A 15,761-nucleotide genomic window follows, 5' to 3' on the forward strand; every position below is an offset into this window, starting at 1 on the left:
CTGTAAACGCCCACCGGTAGGCATTATCCAAGGGTGGGGGTAAATTAGACGGTTCAAAAAGAGTGCAATGGTTCCGTTTTCGCGGTATAACTATGGTGTGCGTTGAGAAAGACTCCGTACATAGCCAGAAGACCGAAATCATCTAATTTGGAATCAATTTACTAAAGCTATTCTGTGAAACTTTTCCTCCAAACAAGAACCCATGGATTTGCCGGAAATTGATTCATACGTTGCGGAAATACCGTTGGTGGCACTGCCACTAGCGGTATTTTTTGTTGGGGTGGACGGCCACCGGTGGGTCAGTACAGGTGCCAGCTTTGGGGACCGGTCCAAGCCTGAGAGGCGGGCTTGAACCTCGACTTTAAGTCTTGGAAGCCCACCCAGTCTGAAAGCTCTTCCTGCGGTGTAAGCCCGGGAAGAACCTAGCACCTGAGCTAACACCACCGGAGGCTACGTTGTTGGTTAAATAAAGTAGGCTTCACATACTTAGTTTACAGTTGTTCTAAGAATTAAATTGTCGGCAGCTGGTGGGTTCGTAGATAAAATGACAATTAAAAGAAAAATTTAGAGCTAGCTTGCGTAGTTAAAGAGTGTCCCCTCAGATTGTTTAACCAGAAAGGATGTGGGGGAAGTGTGCTAGACTTAGTGAAAAGTTCGAGAAGGGGTGAGATAAGTAATGACGGTTTTGAGAGTGCCAGTAGCAAAAGCAGTTATTGATTGGGCAGTGACTCATGGTGAGAAGTCTCAGGAAGAATTACGGCAGAAGTATCAGCTGCAATCGTGGATTAGCCCAGAAACTGATCGTGATTATCCCACGTTTAAGCAATTGCAAAGTTTTAGCCGGGATACGCGAATCCCATTTAATTATTTTTTTCAGTCAGAAGTTCCGCACGAAAAGTATGGGTTTGTAAACTTTAGAACGGTTAATAATACGACTAGCCATCCTAGCCGGCGATTGATTGAGACGATTCATACGATGGCGGCTCGACAGGAGTGGATGAGGGACTATCTGATTGCACAAGATGATGGTCATAAATTTAAACTGCCAGGTGAGTTCACACGACGCTTGAGTCCAGAGATAGCTGCCACCAAAATCCTTAGGCTATTGGAGTTAGATGATAAATCTTCTCAGCACGCAACCGATGAGGTGTTCTTTAATCAATTACGGATGAGGATTAGTTCGCTGGGAATCATGGTCATGCAAAATGGGGTGGTTGGCACGAATACACATCGACCATTAGACGTTGCTGAGTTTCGGGCGTTTATTTTAGCTGACGAAGTAGTGCCATTAATATTTTTGAATAGTGCTGACAGTAGGAAGGCGAAGATATTCTCTCTAGTGCACGAATTTATTCATGCGCTACTTGGCGATGATGAGGTCCTTAACGTTTCGCCCGACGTGGATGTTGCCCATGAACGTTGGATCAATCAAGTGACAAGTAATGTGTTGTTACCGACCAAGCGCGTTATTACGACGCTATCTGACAGTTTGTCGATTGAGGCTAATCTTAAACAGTTGAGCCATATTTTTCATACGAGTCTGGTGGCCACAGCAATTCGGTTGAATACATTAGGATTGGTAGGCAATCGTGAAATAATTTGGGCTACGATTATCCAACGACGGAGTTTAGAGTTACGAACGAAAGAATCTGGTGGCGATTTTTATAATACAGTTGTGTCACGCGTTGATCGCCAATTTGCGAGCGCTGTTATTAGTGATGAGGCTTGCGGGCGTTTACCCGTGAATCAAGCAGCTGAAATGTTAGGTGTGACCTTGAAAACTTACGCGATGACGGCTGAAAAATTGTGGCAACGCGCATAGTGGATTATCTGTTAGATACGAATTCGTTGATCGATGCTCATACAAAGTGGTATCAGCCACAAGTTCTTCCGTCTGTCTGGCGGCGACTGGCTACTGATGAAGCTGTGGGGATGACTTCGCTGGTTTACGCAGAGCTCCAATATCCAGACACGCTGGTTAACTGGGCGTGGACCGCGTTTAGCAGCGACTTGCTTGAACCAACTGAAGAAGTTATTTTGGCTTATAGCCAAGTAATGAGTTGGGTGACGACAGCGACACGCTGGAATACAGCTGGCATTGCGCAATGGCAGAATCCAGATAAGGCCGATCCGTGGTTGATTGCGACGGCGATGGTGAATCATCAAGCTATTGTAACGTTAGATGGTAATGGGCGTGCGTTCATGCCGGATAAGCATGCTTTCTCAAAGCAGGAGCCTAAAATTTCTGCGGTGGCAGAGTTGTTTGGGGTAGCCACTCTAACTATCTATGAGTTACTTGATAAATTGCGTCTTTCACTATAACTAATCGAAGTGGCATCTCTAAACTAGAGGTGCCATTTTACTATCCTCAGCTTGAATGCCACTGAAAATAACCTCATCACCGCTAAATTATCTCCGCGACCAGTGACTGGGATTTTCAACTGCCATTGAATTTGAAAAATATAATGAATTCATCATGAAAATATTTAAGTCTTAATTGCGGTGAACCAACCGGACGAGGTGCGACTGTCTCAGCCCCAACCTGAGCCAAGAAAGGCCGTGTGTCAGCCTTGATAGAACCTCACTAACCCTGACCTATCAAGGGCTGCCGGCCAGTTAAACCAGCAGTGAAGGGCCAATTGAAACTGCATTTGTGCGTTTTTGAGCAAAAGTTAACGCTTTTCTATTGCAAACGCTTCCAGCTCGTGATACTATATGTTTGTGGAAAGGAACAAAGAGTTGTGATAGCAACACCAGTTAATCTAAAGAGTCATTGTTTTCAATAGAAACTGATTTCCGTTATTTGCGCAAATCAGGTTTTACAGAAACTCCGAGATACTGAATGATATTTAACAACTCCGATAAACCTTCTAACGAACTCTAGCGGTTCCAAACAAAAGGATTTGGGTCATGTATCATGATTCACGAATATGGTTCACGAAAAACTGAATAAAGGTTTAACTTAGTGCTTGTTGTAAGCGTAAGTGTTTAAAGACTTGTAAACAGTTCCAGATTCAAGCTAGAGCTCGGATGTCACTGCGGCGAGGTTCACAAGGATTTCAAGAAGAATCGTTAATAGCGAGTCTTGGTAAAGTGATGAAGGAATTAAGTTCCAAGTAAAACTGAAAACGGCAGCCGGAAGATAAATAGTGAAAATGTTAAAAGGGGCTGTGTCTGCTCAGTGGAAACGACAGTTATGAGGCGATTAAGAATTAAAAAGTTTACGCAACGGAAATTTAGTAACAATCACAACCTCCTTTCCATGAGTTAGCGGACTTCAAGTTATTCTCTAAATAAACTTGAAGCCCGTTTTTGATTTCGGAGAGACTTGTTGTTCGGGTCAACCAGAGATTTACAGTTTTAGATAATGGTCTTGGTATAAATAGTTTAATGGGAAATCCCGTAGACTAGCCGGGCTATCAGCACCTTTTTGATCTTTGAAAACTAGGGGAATTGTTAAAGGTAAATCCTTTTAGCAGATTAATGACGTCGTTCGGAATGCTCCCGAACAGATGGCTTCCCGTAACTGATTCATTGCCTGAATGTTCGGAAATAGGCAATAAACAGTTTTCCGCAATCGACCATTTACAGGCCGGTTCGGAAAAGGTATATTATTACTAGACCGAAAAATTTTGTTAAAGAATTTTATGGAACGTTGACCTAAGGAGTGAGAAGTAGTGGCCTTTCATCGCATTTTTGTGATTGATTTTGCTGGATTGGGTCTGGGCGAAGCCTCGGATGCTAACCGCTTTCAATCTGTGGGCGCCGATACGTTGGGTCACGTGGCGGTTAGTTGGCCCGATAAACTAAATCTTCCAACATTACAGCAGTTGGGGCTTGGTAATATTCGTGTTGACCATCCCATTCCCGGAGTTCCTCCGGTGGATCATCCCGCTGGATTCTTCGGTCGCTTGCATGTGCAGGCGGAAGGTAACCGGCGCGCCACGGGGTTACGTGAGATGTGGGACTTCACTGGTCGTGAGCGCACGGAAAGTGTGTTTGACACCTTACCCACGGCTGGTTATGACGTCAGTCTAGCCGGACCATTTCTCAGTTATCTTCAAACGCAGAACCTGGCGCAACGGAATCAATTGGGCAGTAATCAAGATGCCTTCCGGATTCTCTACGACCGGTTGTATCAGCCGGCTTCAGGATTGACCTACGTCGTGTTACCAGATTTCCGGTTCGCTGGTTCCCAGCAAGATCCTCATGCATTTGGGGAGTCCCTGGAAAGCGCCGACCGGTATCTCACACAGGTCAAGCATGATCTGGGGGCCAACGATCTGCTGATTGTTACCGCCACTCATGCCGACGACCCGACTATGGCAGTCACGCCGACTCGTGAGTATTTACCACTACTGGCGTATTCGCCGTCGCGGCCAAGCGCACACGCGTTGGGCATTCGGCGAACGTTAGCCGACGTGGGGGCCACGGTCCTCGAGAACTTCGGTTTAGCAGCCTACGCTGCCGGACATAGCTTTTTAAATGAAATTACGCAATAAGTAAGTGTAGAACGAACCTTGAAAGGGGGTGAGGGGGCGTCATACCGGATAAGTTCGATTGGGTTGCAAAGGTCAGCCGACCACTAAGCCGTAATTTATCAATTATTCACCAATTTTTTCCTTGGTGGTCGCTGAGACTCAATCGTTACGAACCGGCGTCGTTCGTTCGTAACAGAAGTTATGCGTTACATAATTTCTGCAGCAACATCGTGTCAACTTTTGTGCGGGAACGCTCGTGCATCAAACAATAATATCGGAAAGAGGTATTTTGACCAATGCTAGTCGCAGTCAATATTTTAGGGGTAATCGTTTACCTCGCTATCGCTTTCTTATTCTCTAAGAATAAGAAGAAAATTAATTGGAAATCAACTGCCATTGTTTTAGTACTTAACTTGATCTTAGCCTGGTTCTTCACCAGTTTCTCAATCGGTCAAGACATTGTTAAGGGTGCCGCAGATGGTTTCAACTGGTTAGTGCAAGTTGCCTACCAAGGGATTGTCTTCGCCTTACCTAACTGGGTAACGCCACAATTCGGTGGGACTGCTAAGTCCATGAACTTCATTACCAGTTCATTGCTGCCAATCTTATTGGTTGTTCCAATGTTTGATATCCTGACTTACATCGGGATCTTACCATGGATCATCAAGTGGGTTGGTCGTGGCCTTTCCTTCATTACTGGTCAACCTAAGTTTGAATCATTCTTCTCTGTTGAAATGATGTTCTTAGGTAACACTGAAGCCTTAGCCGTTTCTCAATTGCAATTGAAGAGCATGCGTAAAGAACGTAACTTGACGCTTGCTATGATGTCCATGTCATGTATCACTGCCTCCATTCTGGGTGCATATACCCAAATGGTTCCTGGGCAATTCGTTTTGACGGCCGTTCCAATTAACATCTTGAACGCCATCATCGTGACGAACATGTTGAACCCTGTTGAAGTAACGCCAGAAGAAGACACCATTGCTAAAATTGGTGGGTCTAACACTGCTGCTGCTGAAGAAGGCGCCGTTGAAGATGATGGGAAGCGCGAACCATTCTTCTCATTCTTGGGTGACTCCATCTTGGGTGCTGGTCGTCTGATCTTGATCATTGCCGCAAACGTTATCGCCTTCGTTGCCTTAGCTGCTTTGATCGACAAGTTGCTTGGCTTGGTTTACCCATGGTTATCCTTGGAACACATCTTGGGGATCATCATGTTCCCATTTGCATGGTTAATGGGTCTGAACGTCAACGATGCGTTCGGCTTCGCACAGTACATGGGTACTAAGTTGGTTACGAACGAATTCGTTGTCATGGGTAAGATTTCTTCAACCATCAACACGAATGCTTTCTCACCTCACTACCGGGCAATCCTGACTGTCTTCTTGACTTCATTCGCTAACTTCTCAACTACTGGGATGATTATCGGTTGTTTCAAGGGGATCGTTGACCGTGAAAACAACGAACTTATCTCTAAGAACGTTGGTTACATGCTCCTTTCCGGGATTCTGGTTTCCTTGCTATCAGCCGGAATTGTAGGACTGTTTGTTTGGTAAAATAAACGCTCACTCATGCGAGTAGGCTAAAAATTGGATGGCCCAGGGGCACTAGCTTCCTGGGCCATCTGTGTCACTAGGCCCTTGGTTTTAGTGGCAAAATGGTGTAAGGAAGCCGCTCACTGCGGGCCTTGTGGGGCTGGAACGGTGCCGGCACAACTTGAAGCCTCGAATACCACGAGTCTCCAAGCTTGGCCTTGTTCTAAGCCGTAAACGGCTAAGAACAACGAGGCGCCTGAGCCCCCGGCCCTCCGTTCGCTGGATAGTGGTTGTTAAAACCATGGTTCTAGTGAAGTGGGGGCGGCAACAATTGGCTCTGATTTTCAGTGAGACAACGGTGTTAACTCGGACTCGCTGGCTCACAATCAATAGTGGCCAATTAACACGCAGTCTGAGTCACTGCCGGTTCATGGGCTTAGTTGTGGGCCGACCACGTGGTTGTGGCGATGCACTAATCGTGAGCCGGAGGATGGCAGGGACCGCGCAGTGTCGATGTTCTTAGCGGTTTACCGCTTAGAACATGGGCCGACCTTGGAAACTCGCGAACTGAGCGAGGTTTCAAGGCGCCTGAGAGACCGCTCTTAGGCTCCCAGGTTCGCCCCACAGCGCGGTCCCTGCCAGCCGCAGGCGGGCAACTTGTTCTTCAACGCAACCAACAAGTAACCACCCAACAACTAAGCCCATAACCTTTTGGCAGTAACGAAGGACCATGTTAAAATATAAGGCGGTTGGCAATTGCCAGCCGTACGGGTGTCCGACCTTTCCTCAGCGGGAAAGTGAAACCCAGCCGGAAGTTTGAGACCCTCCGGTTGCAATGCCCGTGAAGTTTGTGCGTCACAGCTGGCGCACCGAAAGATAGGGATTTTTATGGATAAGCAACAGACGCAGGTGGAACGCGCCAACGACATGACGCTACGCGAAGCACTGCGACATAAGGATGTCGTTCGAAACGAGATAATCGCCGGAGTGACGGGGTTCTTCGCCATCTCCTACATTATTATCGTGAACCCGTTGATCCTGAAGGACGCGGGAATTCCCACGGACTTGAGCGTCTTCGCCACCATTTTCTCGTCAGTCATTGGGTGTTTGATGATGGCCTTCTGGGCCAATGCACCGGTGATTTTGACGCCTGGGATGGGGGTCAACGCCTTCTTTACCTACACCATCGTGGTGAACATGGGGCTAAGTTGGCAAGAAGCACTGGGTATCGCGGCGGTCGCCAGTTTTATTTACATGTTGATTGCCTTCACTAAAGTTTCGACCATTCTCTCAGAGGCGATTCCAGAGTCGCTGAAGAGTGGGATTACCGCGGGGATTGGGCTCTTCCTGGTTGAAATTGGCCTGGAAAAAGCGGGCCTGATCGTCGCCGGTAAAACCTCACTGGTCGTACTAGGTGATTTGACCAAACCGACGCCGTTATTGGCTCTGTTTGGCCTGGTACTCAGCTTGATTCTTTACATCCGCAAGATTAAAGGGAACTTCTTCATCGGCATCATTGCCACGAGTTTGCTGGCGTTCTTTCTGGGTGTGAAGGATAGTGACACGCCAACCGTTGATCTAGCACGGTTGGGCCAATACCACGAAATCGTCTTCAAAAATGACTTCTCTCACTGGTTGAGCACACCGTTCATCTTAGCGGCCTTCTCGATGACCATGATTTTGGTCTTCGAGTCGATGGGCCTGTTACAGGGCCTGCTACCGAACCACAAGAAGTTCAAGAAGACCTTTGAGGGAAGTGCGGTTACCACGTTTCTGTCTGGTTTCTTAGGGACCAGCCCGACCGTTGCCGCAGCCGAAAGTGCCTCCGGAATCGAGAGTGGGGGTCGGACCGGGATCATGGCCTTAGTGGCCGCCGTCCTGTTTGCCCTCTCCCTGATTTTCGTACCGCTGCTGGCCTACGTTCCTTCAGCTGCCATTGCGCCAGTGATTATCATCACTGGGGCCATTATGATGGCTGCCATCGGCAACATTGACATGAAGGACTTCTCTGAGTGGTTCCCAGCCTTTCTGATCATCGTGTTAATTTCGTTCACCAATAGTATTGCCACCGGGTTGGCTTTCGGATTCGTTTGCTACCCCATCATGAAAGTGGCGTTGGGCAAGGCCAAAGAGTTGACCTGGCCAGTTTATCTGCTTGGTGGGTTATTCCTGTGTGACTTGGTCTTCAGTGCCATGTTATAGCGGGAATTTACCGCCAGCCTAAAACGTAAGCGTTTCCGCTTTATAAAATTACAACTAATTTCATTGGGAGGATATTTTATTATGACTATCAAAATTATTATGGATACAGACCCAGGTATTGACGATGCAGCTGCTTTGACTATGGCTATCAACGACCCTAAGATCGACTTGAAGTTGATCACCACGGTTGCTGGTAACGTTACGGTCGACAAGACCACCATCAACGCCTTGAAGATCGTTCGGTTCTTCAACCAAGACATTCCAGTTGCCGGTGGTGCTGAACAACCACTGTTCAAGGACTTTGAAGATGCTGCTCGGATTCACGGAGCATCCGGGATGCCTGGCTACGAATTCCCAACTGATTTGCCAACGCCATTACACAAGACGGCCGTTGAAGCTCTGCATGATGAAATCATGGCTAGTCCAGATCCAATCACGTTGGTCCCAACGGGTTCATACACCAACATCGCTTTGCTCTTCTCTGAATACCCAGAAGTTAAGAGCCACATCGAACGGATCGTGGCCATGGGTGGTTCATTAGGCATGGGGAACATGACGAGTGCCGCTGAATTCAACGTCTTCACCGACCCAGACGCTGCCGCTATCGTTTACAAGTCCGGTGTGCCAATCGTGATGGTTGGTTTGGACATCACCATGAAGGCTTTGTTGACGCACGAAAGCATCGAAGAATTGCCTAAGATCAGTGAAACTGGGAAGATGTTACACGACATCATCGTTAACGATGGTGACAACAGTGATGCTGGGATCGCCATGCATGACGTGAACACCATCTTCTACCTGTTACACCCAGAAGCAATTACGACCAAGGACATGTGGGTCGACGTTGTGACCGATGGCCCAGCTATTGGTGAAACGGTCGGCGATATTCGTGGGGCTTATCACGATGGCAAGACCAACGCGAAGGTTTCTGTCGACATCGACGACCAAGCCTTCAACAAGTGGTTCCTTGAAGAAGTTCGGGCCATTAAGAACTAGTTTCGTAAAGTGAATGAGCTAAACGTCGTTTGAAATGACGACGGCAAAGGTAGTGTCAGACTGCGGTCTGACACTACCTTTTTTGATGAAAAAAACTTTACAGAAACGGGTGGTCTTTCCATACAGAATCGTTACATGAGCTTGGTATGATGGAGTCAAAATTAGGGGAAGAGGATGGTCCTATGTCTGCCACAGATACGGATACGTTGATCTTGTTGATTTTAACCTGGCTCCCCATGCTATGGTTCGTACGGAAGCCGAAGAACCGGTACTAGTTGAAAATAAAGCTGGGTCCTCAGAGTTGTTTCTGGGGGCCTTGATTAGTCGGGTGATGATGATAAATTGAATCGGTAATTCTGGCTGATTGGAATCGGATAACCTGGCGAGTTTGCTCAGCTTTTGCGGAAAATTTACAAGATGTTGACAGAGACCACATCAATTATTTACAAGAATCCGCTATGCTAGGGAGTAACTTAGTGATAGTCGGGGTTCTGCTGTCGCCGGGTGCTGTCCCGGTGGCTGCAAGTTTATTTGATGGGGGCAACGGGGGCATGAATAAATTCACAATCGTTCACATATCCGATCCACAGTTAACCACGGCGGAACCGCAGTACCACCAGCAGCTCCCGCCAACGGCCAAACTACAACGTATTTTTGACGATGTTTTAGCGCACGACCTTCGTCCAGACTTGGTGGTGGTGGGGGGCGACCTGCTACAGGAGGGGACCTCGCAGGACTATGCGTGGTTCCGGCAGTACTTGGCCCAACAAGCGAAGCGCTTGGGAGCACCAATCAACGTGATCTTAGGGGATGGAGACGACCGGGAAGCTTTTAACACCGGCTACTTAGAACAAGCACACCAACCGTATTACGCGTATAAGCAGATGTATCAGAACATGGATTTTTACTTTCTGGATTCCAAATGGGAACCGAACAAAGAGGCTGGTTGGCTGGATCGCCAGCAACTAGACTGGTTGAATAAGAATCTACACTTAGCGCCCCGGCGGCGGGCTTTTATTTTTCTCCACCACCCACTGGACGCACCGGCTTTGCACAATATGCGTTACGCTTTGCTCCAAAATAATCGTGAGTTGCTGGCAATTTTGCACGGCCATAACATCGGTGGCATTTTTGCTGGGCACCTGCACTTCGATGCCAGTTACCTGGTTGATTTGACTATTCCAGTGACGGCGGTGGGCTCGGCTTCTACGTACATTGACTGTCAGGACCCGAACCGTCACGAGGTTCACGACGGTTGTAGCTACAACGTCATTACGATTCAACGGGGGATGGCGAGTGTGACCCACCAGCCGCTATATCTGGGCCAGACCATCATCGACACCATCGACGTCAACAGTACGGGTTTCGTCAAGCACCGCCCCAGGCTAACCCTCTCAAAGAGAACGGCGGGGCCGTCGGTGTAGGGTGAATAACCCAAGATTCTCGTAGGCAGCGAGCAGTCTAGCAGCAAGTGATCGCAATTTTAGAAGAATAACCAACCAGAGTTGCTAACAATTAATCTGAATGAAGAATTACAATCAACGGCTAATCTTAGCCGAGAGGTCACAGCAGATGGGCTCAGGCGCCTCGTTATTCTTAGCGCCGGTGGGTTACCGACGCTTAGAATAAGACCAAGTTTTAAGACTCGGGGTTTTCGAGGCTTAAAATTGTGTCGGCACCGTTCCAGCCCATCTGCTGTGACCGGTAAGGCGAGCATTAAAGTAAATTGAAAAGAGTTCATGGAGGGGTGATTCCCAGTAGGTCAACGGGAATCACCCCTCATCTTATTTTCCCTGGGCAATTGCCGTTTCATGTGACGCCGCTTTTCGGTATAATAGGAAACGACGTAAAGACGAATCCCAATTGAACCGTCAGTTCGGTTGCGTTTCGCCTGTAAGTAAGGTAAAGTATAAATAAGCGTGAAACAATTGTGTTTCACAGAAGTGAACTGGGAGATATTGCATGAATCCTGAAGAATTTCGTGCCGCGCTCGCTGCGCAGGGCATTGCGTTAAACGACACACAGCAACAACAATTCGCTGACTACTATCAATTCTTGGTGGCGACCAACGAACACGTTAATTTAACCACGATTACCGCGGAGCCCGACGTCTACTTGAAGCATTTTTATGACTCGGTGACCCCCGCTTTTTACGTGCCCGCAATGCGGACGGAACCGTTGACGCTTTGTGACGTAGGAGCCGGCGCTGGTTTCCCTTCGTTACCGTTGAAGATTCTGTTTCCGCAACTACGGATTACTATCGTGGATTCATTGAACAAGCGGATCACCTTCCTGAATGACCTGGCAGCTAAGTTGAACCTGACCGGCGTCGCGTTTCATCACGCACGGGCCGAAGAGTTTGGTGGTAAGCGGGCCGATTCCCGGGAAGCATTTGACCTCGTGACGGCCCGCGCCGTTGCGCGGATGTCCGTGCTGAGTGAACTGTGCCTGCCACTAGTTAAGGTCGGCGGCCAGTTTGTTGCGTTGAAGGCGGCTCAGACGGAAAATGAATTGGCTGTTAGCCAGACGGCAATCACCACGTTAGGCGGTAAGCTGAACGCGGACCATGCTTTCAATTTGCCCGAATCCAACGACCCACGGCACATCGTGGTCATTGACAAGGTCAAACATACGCCCAAACGGTACCCACGTAAGGCGGGAACACCGAACCGGGAGCCGTTAGAAGATTAATGGGATGGGGGTAAGATAATTGCCATTTTCATTATTTGGAAATAATCGGGAAAAGGCCACGCATCCGGCACATCCTGTGAAACAAAATGTGGTGATGATTCCGGTTGCGCAAATCATTCCCAACCGGTTTCAACCGCGGCGTCGTTTCGATGCCACGGGCATTACGGAGCTAGCTCAAACTATTCAAGAGCACGGACTCTTACAGCCCATTGTGCTCCGGGAATATGAGACCGACCATTACGAGTTGATTGCCGGTGAGCGCCGCTTTCGGGCCGTCTCTTATTTAAAATGGGAGACAGTACCAGCTATTATCGAAGCCATGAACGACGACGAAACGGCCTCCATGGCGTTGATTGAAAACCTTCAGCGTGAGGAGTTGACCGCTGTTGAAGAGGCCCATGCCTATCAACAGTTGATGGAACTCAATCACATGACGCAGGCGCAACTGGCTGAAGGGATTGGAAAGTCCCAGGGGTTTGTGGCCAATAAGTTACGACTGCTTAAGCTGAGTGCCCCCGTAACCAACGCGATTTTGGACCGTAAGATTACGGAACGTCACGGCCGCGCGTTGTTGGCCGTCTCTACTGAGGACCAAGGGACCGTTTTGAAAACGGTGATTGATGAGGGCCTCACGGTCAAAGAGACCGAGGCACTAATTGCCAAACAAAAACACCCCAAAAAGAAACGTCGACGGGTGACAAAACGTAGCGTGACGGGAGATACCCGTATCGCCGTGAATACCATTCGTAAGTCAGTCAAGATGGTTACCGACGCCGGGATGACGTTGACGACCAAGGAAGAGGAGACGGCTGACGGTTACCGCATCACAATAGATATTCCCAAAGAAAGCTAGAGGTGGAACGACATATGGGCTACATCATTGCATTAGCCAATCAAAAGGGCGGCGTGGGTAAAACCACGACCGGGGTCAATTTAGGAGCCGCTTTGGCTTCAGCCGGCCAAAAAGTCCTGCTGGTGGATACCGATGCACAGGGTAACGCAACCAGTGGAGTCGGCATTCAAAAGGCCACCATTGAACGTGAAATTTACGACGTCTTGGTCAACGAAACACCCATCCAGGAGGCCATTTTACACACGGAGCACCCTGGATTGGACGTCGTGCCAGCAACCATCCAGCTTTCTGGGGCCGAAATTGAACTGACCCCAATGATGGCGCGGGAGACACGGTTGAAGGCCGCCCTAGACGACGTGCAGGATAGTTACGATTATATTTTGATCGACTGCCCGCCATCGCTGGGACTGTTGACCATCAACGCGTTTACGGCTGCCAATTCAATCCTGATTCCTGTGCAGAGTGAATACTACGCACTGGAAGGATTGACGCAGCTGTTGAACACGGTCAAGCTGGTCCAAAAGCACTTTAACCGCGACCTAAAGATTGAGGGCGTGTTGTTGACGCTGTACGACGCTCGGACTAATCTGGGTAAGCAGGTCAACGAAGAAGTTAAAAAGTATTTCCAAAACAAGGTCTACGCCACGATTATTCCGCGGAACGTTCAGTTAGCGGAAGCACCTAGTCACGGCATGCCAATTATTGATTACGCACCAAAGTCTAAGGGTGCGGAAGTTTACTCTGAACTCGCAAAGGAAGTGCTAGCTGCCCATGGCAAGTAAGAAAGAGAAAAGTTTAGGACGGGGAATCGACGCGTTGTTTGCGGAAAACGGCGTGGACACCGGCGAAGAGACCGTTGCTGACCTGACGTTAGCCGATATCCGGCCCAACCCGTATCAGCCACGGCAGAAGTTTGACAAGAAGGGGTTAGACGACCTGGCAGCTTCCATTCAAAAGGCCGGCGTCTTTCAACCGATCATCGTCCGTCAACCGGACAAGCAGGTCCAACGCTACGAGATTCTAGCTGGCGAACGGCGTTTCAGAGCGTCCAAGCTGGCTGGCAAAGACACGATTCCTGGCATTGTGCGGGACGTGACCGAAGAACAGATGATGGAAATCGCCGTGTTGGAAAACCTCCAACGCGAAGACCTGACACCACTAGAAGAGGCCGAAGCCTACGATACGTTGATGACGAAGTTAACGTTGACTCAGGCACAAGTCTCCGAACGGTTGGGGAAGAGTCGACCATACATTGCCAACTACTTGCGTTTGCTCGGCTTGCCTAAGGCTGTGAAGGACATGCTCCAACACAACGAGCTCTCAATGGGGCAGGCCCGGACGCTGTTGTCCTTGAAGGACAAGAGTAAATTGGTTGCCTTGGCTAAGAAGGCAGTCGCAGATGGCATGACCGTGCGGACCCTGGAGGCTGAAGTTGGTAAGTTGAATGGTGCAGCGAAGAAGCTTGCCAAGAAGCCGGCCAAGAAGAAGTCACCATTCCTCCGGTCGACTGAAAATCAATTGCAAGAACGGTTCGGTACGCAGGTCTCCATCAACGAGGCTGCTAACAAGGATCATCAGGGACATATTGAGATTGAATACATGTCTAATGATGATTTGAACCGAATCTTGGACCTACTGGATATCCACTTGGATTAGCGAACATTGGAGGGAAAGCCATGTACGATTTAGGTGATTTGGTAGAAATGAAGAAGCCCCATCCTTGCGGCACAAACCGTTGGGAGATTACCCGGATGGGTGCGGATATTAAAATCAAGTGTACCAACTGCGGGCACGTGGTAATGCTCTCGCGGCGTGATTTCGAAAAAAAACTTAAAAAGGTGCTGGTCCGTAAGGCCGACGCTGACAATGGAAAGAGTGAATAATTTTTATGTCATTAACTGCAGGGATCGTCGGACTGCCCAACGTCGGTAAGTCCACTTTATTTAACGCGATTACAAAGGCCGGGGCCGAAATGGCGAACTACCCATTCGCAACCATTGACCCGAACGTCGGGATGGTGGAAGTTCCAGATAGCCGGCTCGACCGGATTCAAGAACTGATTCCAGCTAAAAAAGTTGTGCCCACCACGTTTGAATTTACGGATATTGCCGGAATCGTTAAGGGTGCCAGCAAGGGTGAAGGTTTAGGGAACCAATTCCTGGAAAACATTCGCCAGGTGGACGCTATTGTGCACGTTGTGCGGGCATTTGACGACGACAACATCACCCACGTCTCTGGGAAGATCGACCCAATCGATGATATTGAAACCATCAACTTGGAACTCGGTCTCTCCGACCTGGAAGCCGTTAACAAGCGGTTGGCTAAGGTTGAACGGGCAGCTAAGGGGAGTGACAAGGAAGCCAAGGCTGAATTGGCCGTCCTCGAAAAAATTAAGCCAGTGCTCGAAGCCGGCGGTGCCGTTCGGACCATTGACTTCGATGAAGAAGAAATGAAGATCGTTAAGTGCCTCTTCTTATTGACGTCTAAACCAGTCTTGTACGTGGCCAACATTGCCGAAGACGACATGGCGGATCCGGAAGACTCCAAGTACTTTGGCCTCATCAAGGATTACGCTGCTAAGGAAGGCGCCGAAGCAATTGCCGTAGCCGCTGAAGCCGAAGAAGAAATCGCCCAATTGGACGATGACGAGAAGCAAGACTTCTTGGAAGCTGAAGGGGTCGAAGAACCTGGGTTGAACCGGTTGATTCGGGCTTCATACACGCTGTTAGGCCTGCAAACGTTCTTTACGGCTGGTGGTAAGGAAACCCGTGCCTGGACGTTTAAGAAGGGCACTAAGGCCCCTCAAGCAGCCGGGATTATTCACTCCGACTTTGAACGTGGGTTTATCCGTGCTGAAGTAATGGCCTTTGATTCTCTGGATAAATTTGAATCTGAAAGTGCCGTTAAGGAAGCCGGTAAACTCCGGGTCGAAGGGAAAGACTACGTGATGGAAGACGGCGACATCGTCGAATTCCGTTTCAACGTTTAGAAGGGAAACTGTAT

14 protein-coding genes are annotated in these 15,761 nt (G+C 48.8%); 13 read left to right on the forward strand and 1 reads right to left on the reverse strand.

What is annotated here, in order from left to right; genetic code table 11:
* Nucleotides 1-676 precede the first annotated feature (676 nt).
* The 4 genes from AB3Y94_RS09740 (at nucleotide 677) to AB3Y94_RS09755 (ending at nucleotide 6,037) form a co-directional block, all read left to right on the forward strand.
* A complete protein-coding gene (locus AB3Y94_RS09740) occupies nucleotides 677-1,822 on the forward strand; it encodes an ImmA/IrrE family metallo-endopeptidase (RefSeq protein ID WP_367296044.1) in 1,146 nt (381 codons plus the stop codon).
* Nucleotides 1,807-2,322, forward strand: a complete 516-nt coding sequence (locus AB3Y94_RS09745; RefSeq protein WP_367296045.1) for a DUF4411 family protein — start codon at nucleotides 1,807-1,809, stop codon at nucleotides 2,320-2,322. Before AB3Y94_RS09740 ends, AB3Y94_RS09745 begins: the two co-directional genes overlap by 16 nt.
* A gap of 1,355 nt (nucleotides 2,323-3,677) precedes the next feature.
* On the forward strand, nucleotides 3,678-4,502 hold the full coding sequence (locus AB3Y94_RS09750) for a phosphopentomutase (RefSeq protein ID WP_367296046.1): 825 nt from the start codon (nucleotides 3,678-3,680) through the stop codon (nucleotides 4,500-4,502).
* 275 nt (nucleotides 4,503-4,777) lie between these two features.
* Nucleotides 4,778-6,037: a NupC/NupG family nucleoside CNT transporter gene (locus tag AB3Y94_RS09755; protein ID WP_367296047.1), complete on the forward strand. Its 1,260-nt coding sequence runs from the start codon at nucleotides 4,778-4,780 to the stop codon at nucleotides 6,035-6,037.
* A 558-nt stretch (nucleotides 6,038-6,595) separates the two neighbouring features.
* On the opposite strand, the gene AB3Y94_RS09760 is transcribed toward AB3Y94_RS09755, so the two are convergent.
* Nucleotides 6,596-6,748 (reverse strand): hypothetical protein, encoded by a 153-nt coding sequence (locus AB3Y94_RS09760; RefSeq protein WP_367296048.1) that lies wholly within the window; start codon nucleotides 6,746-6,748, stop codon nucleotides 6,596-6,598.
* Between the two features lie 156 nt (nucleotides 6,749-6,904).
* Between AB3Y94_RS09760 and AB3Y94_RS09765 the strand changes: the two genes are divergently transcribed.
* From AB3Y94_RS09765 to ychF, 9 genes are all read left to right on the forward strand, one after another.
* A complete protein-coding gene (locus AB3Y94_RS09765) occupies nucleotides 6,905-8,218 on the forward strand; it encodes an NCS2 family permease (protein ID WP_367296049.1) in 1,314 nt (437 codons plus the stop codon).
* Nucleotides 8,219-8,299: 81 nt separating this feature from the next.
* Nucleotides 8,300-9,214: a ribonucleoside hydrolase RihC gene (rihC, locus tag AB3Y94_RS09770; protein WP_367296050.1), complete on the forward strand. Its 915-nt coding sequence runs from the start codon at nucleotides 8,300-8,302 to the stop codon at nucleotides 9,212-9,214.
* A 515-nt stretch (nucleotides 9,215-9,729) separates the two neighbouring features.
* Nucleotides 9,730-10,638: a metallophosphoesterase gene (locus tag AB3Y94_RS09775; protein WP_367296051.1), complete on the forward strand. Its 909-nt coding sequence runs from the start codon at nucleotides 9,730-9,732 to the stop codon at nucleotides 10,636-10,638.
* Nucleotides 10,639-11,176: 538 nt separating this feature from the next.
* On the forward strand, nucleotides 11,177-11,905 hold the full coding sequence (rsmG, locus tag AB3Y94_RS09780; RefSeq protein ID WP_367296052.1) for a 16S rRNA (guanine(527)-N(7))-methyltransferase RsmG: 729 nt from the start codon (nucleotides 11,177-11,179) through the stop codon (nucleotides 11,903-11,905).
* A gap of 19 nt (nucleotides 11,906-11,924) precedes the next feature.
* Nucleotides 11,925-12,758, forward strand: a complete 834-nt coding sequence (noc, locus tag AB3Y94_RS09785) for a nucleoid occlusion protein (protein WP_367296053.1) — start codon at nucleotides 11,925-11,927, stop codon at nucleotides 12,756-12,758.
* Nucleotides 12,759-12,772: 14 nt separating this feature from the next.
* Entirely contained in the window at nucleotides 12,773-13,540 is a 768-nt protein-coding gene (locus AB3Y94_RS09790; protein ID WP_125683594.1) for a ParA family protein, read from the forward strand.
* Nucleotides 13,530-14,414, forward strand: coding sequence for a ParB/RepB/Spo0J family partition protein (locus tag AB3Y94_RS09795; RefSeq protein WP_367296054.1), 885 nt, complete (start codon nucleotides 13,530-13,532; stop codon nucleotides 14,412-14,414). The genes AB3Y94_RS09790 and AB3Y94_RS09795 overlap by 11 nt, the downstream gene beginning before the upstream one ends.
* Before the next feature lie 20 nt (nucleotides 14,415-14,434).
* The gene (locus AB3Y94_RS09800) at nucleotides 14,435-14,641 is read left to right on the forward strand and encodes a DUF951 domain-containing protein (protein WP_125683597.1); all 207 of its coding nucleotides are present in this window, start codon (nucleotides 14,435-14,437) and stop codon (nucleotides 14,639-14,641) included.
* Nucleotides 14,642-14,646: 5 nt separating this feature from the next.
* Nucleotides 14,647-15,747, forward strand: a complete 1,101-nt coding sequence (gene ychF / locus AB3Y94_RS09805; RefSeq protein ID WP_367296055.1) for a redox-regulated ATPase YchF — start codon at nucleotides 14,647-14,649, stop codon at nucleotides 15,745-15,747.
* The last annotated feature ends 14 nt before the right edge of the window (nucleotides 15,748-15,761 follow it).

Source organism: Levilactobacillus yonginensis, from assembly GCF_964065165.1.
GTDB classification, from domain to species: domain Bacteria; phylum Bacillota; class Bacilli; order Lactobacillales; family Lactobacillaceae; genus Levilactobacillus; species Levilactobacillus yonginensis_A.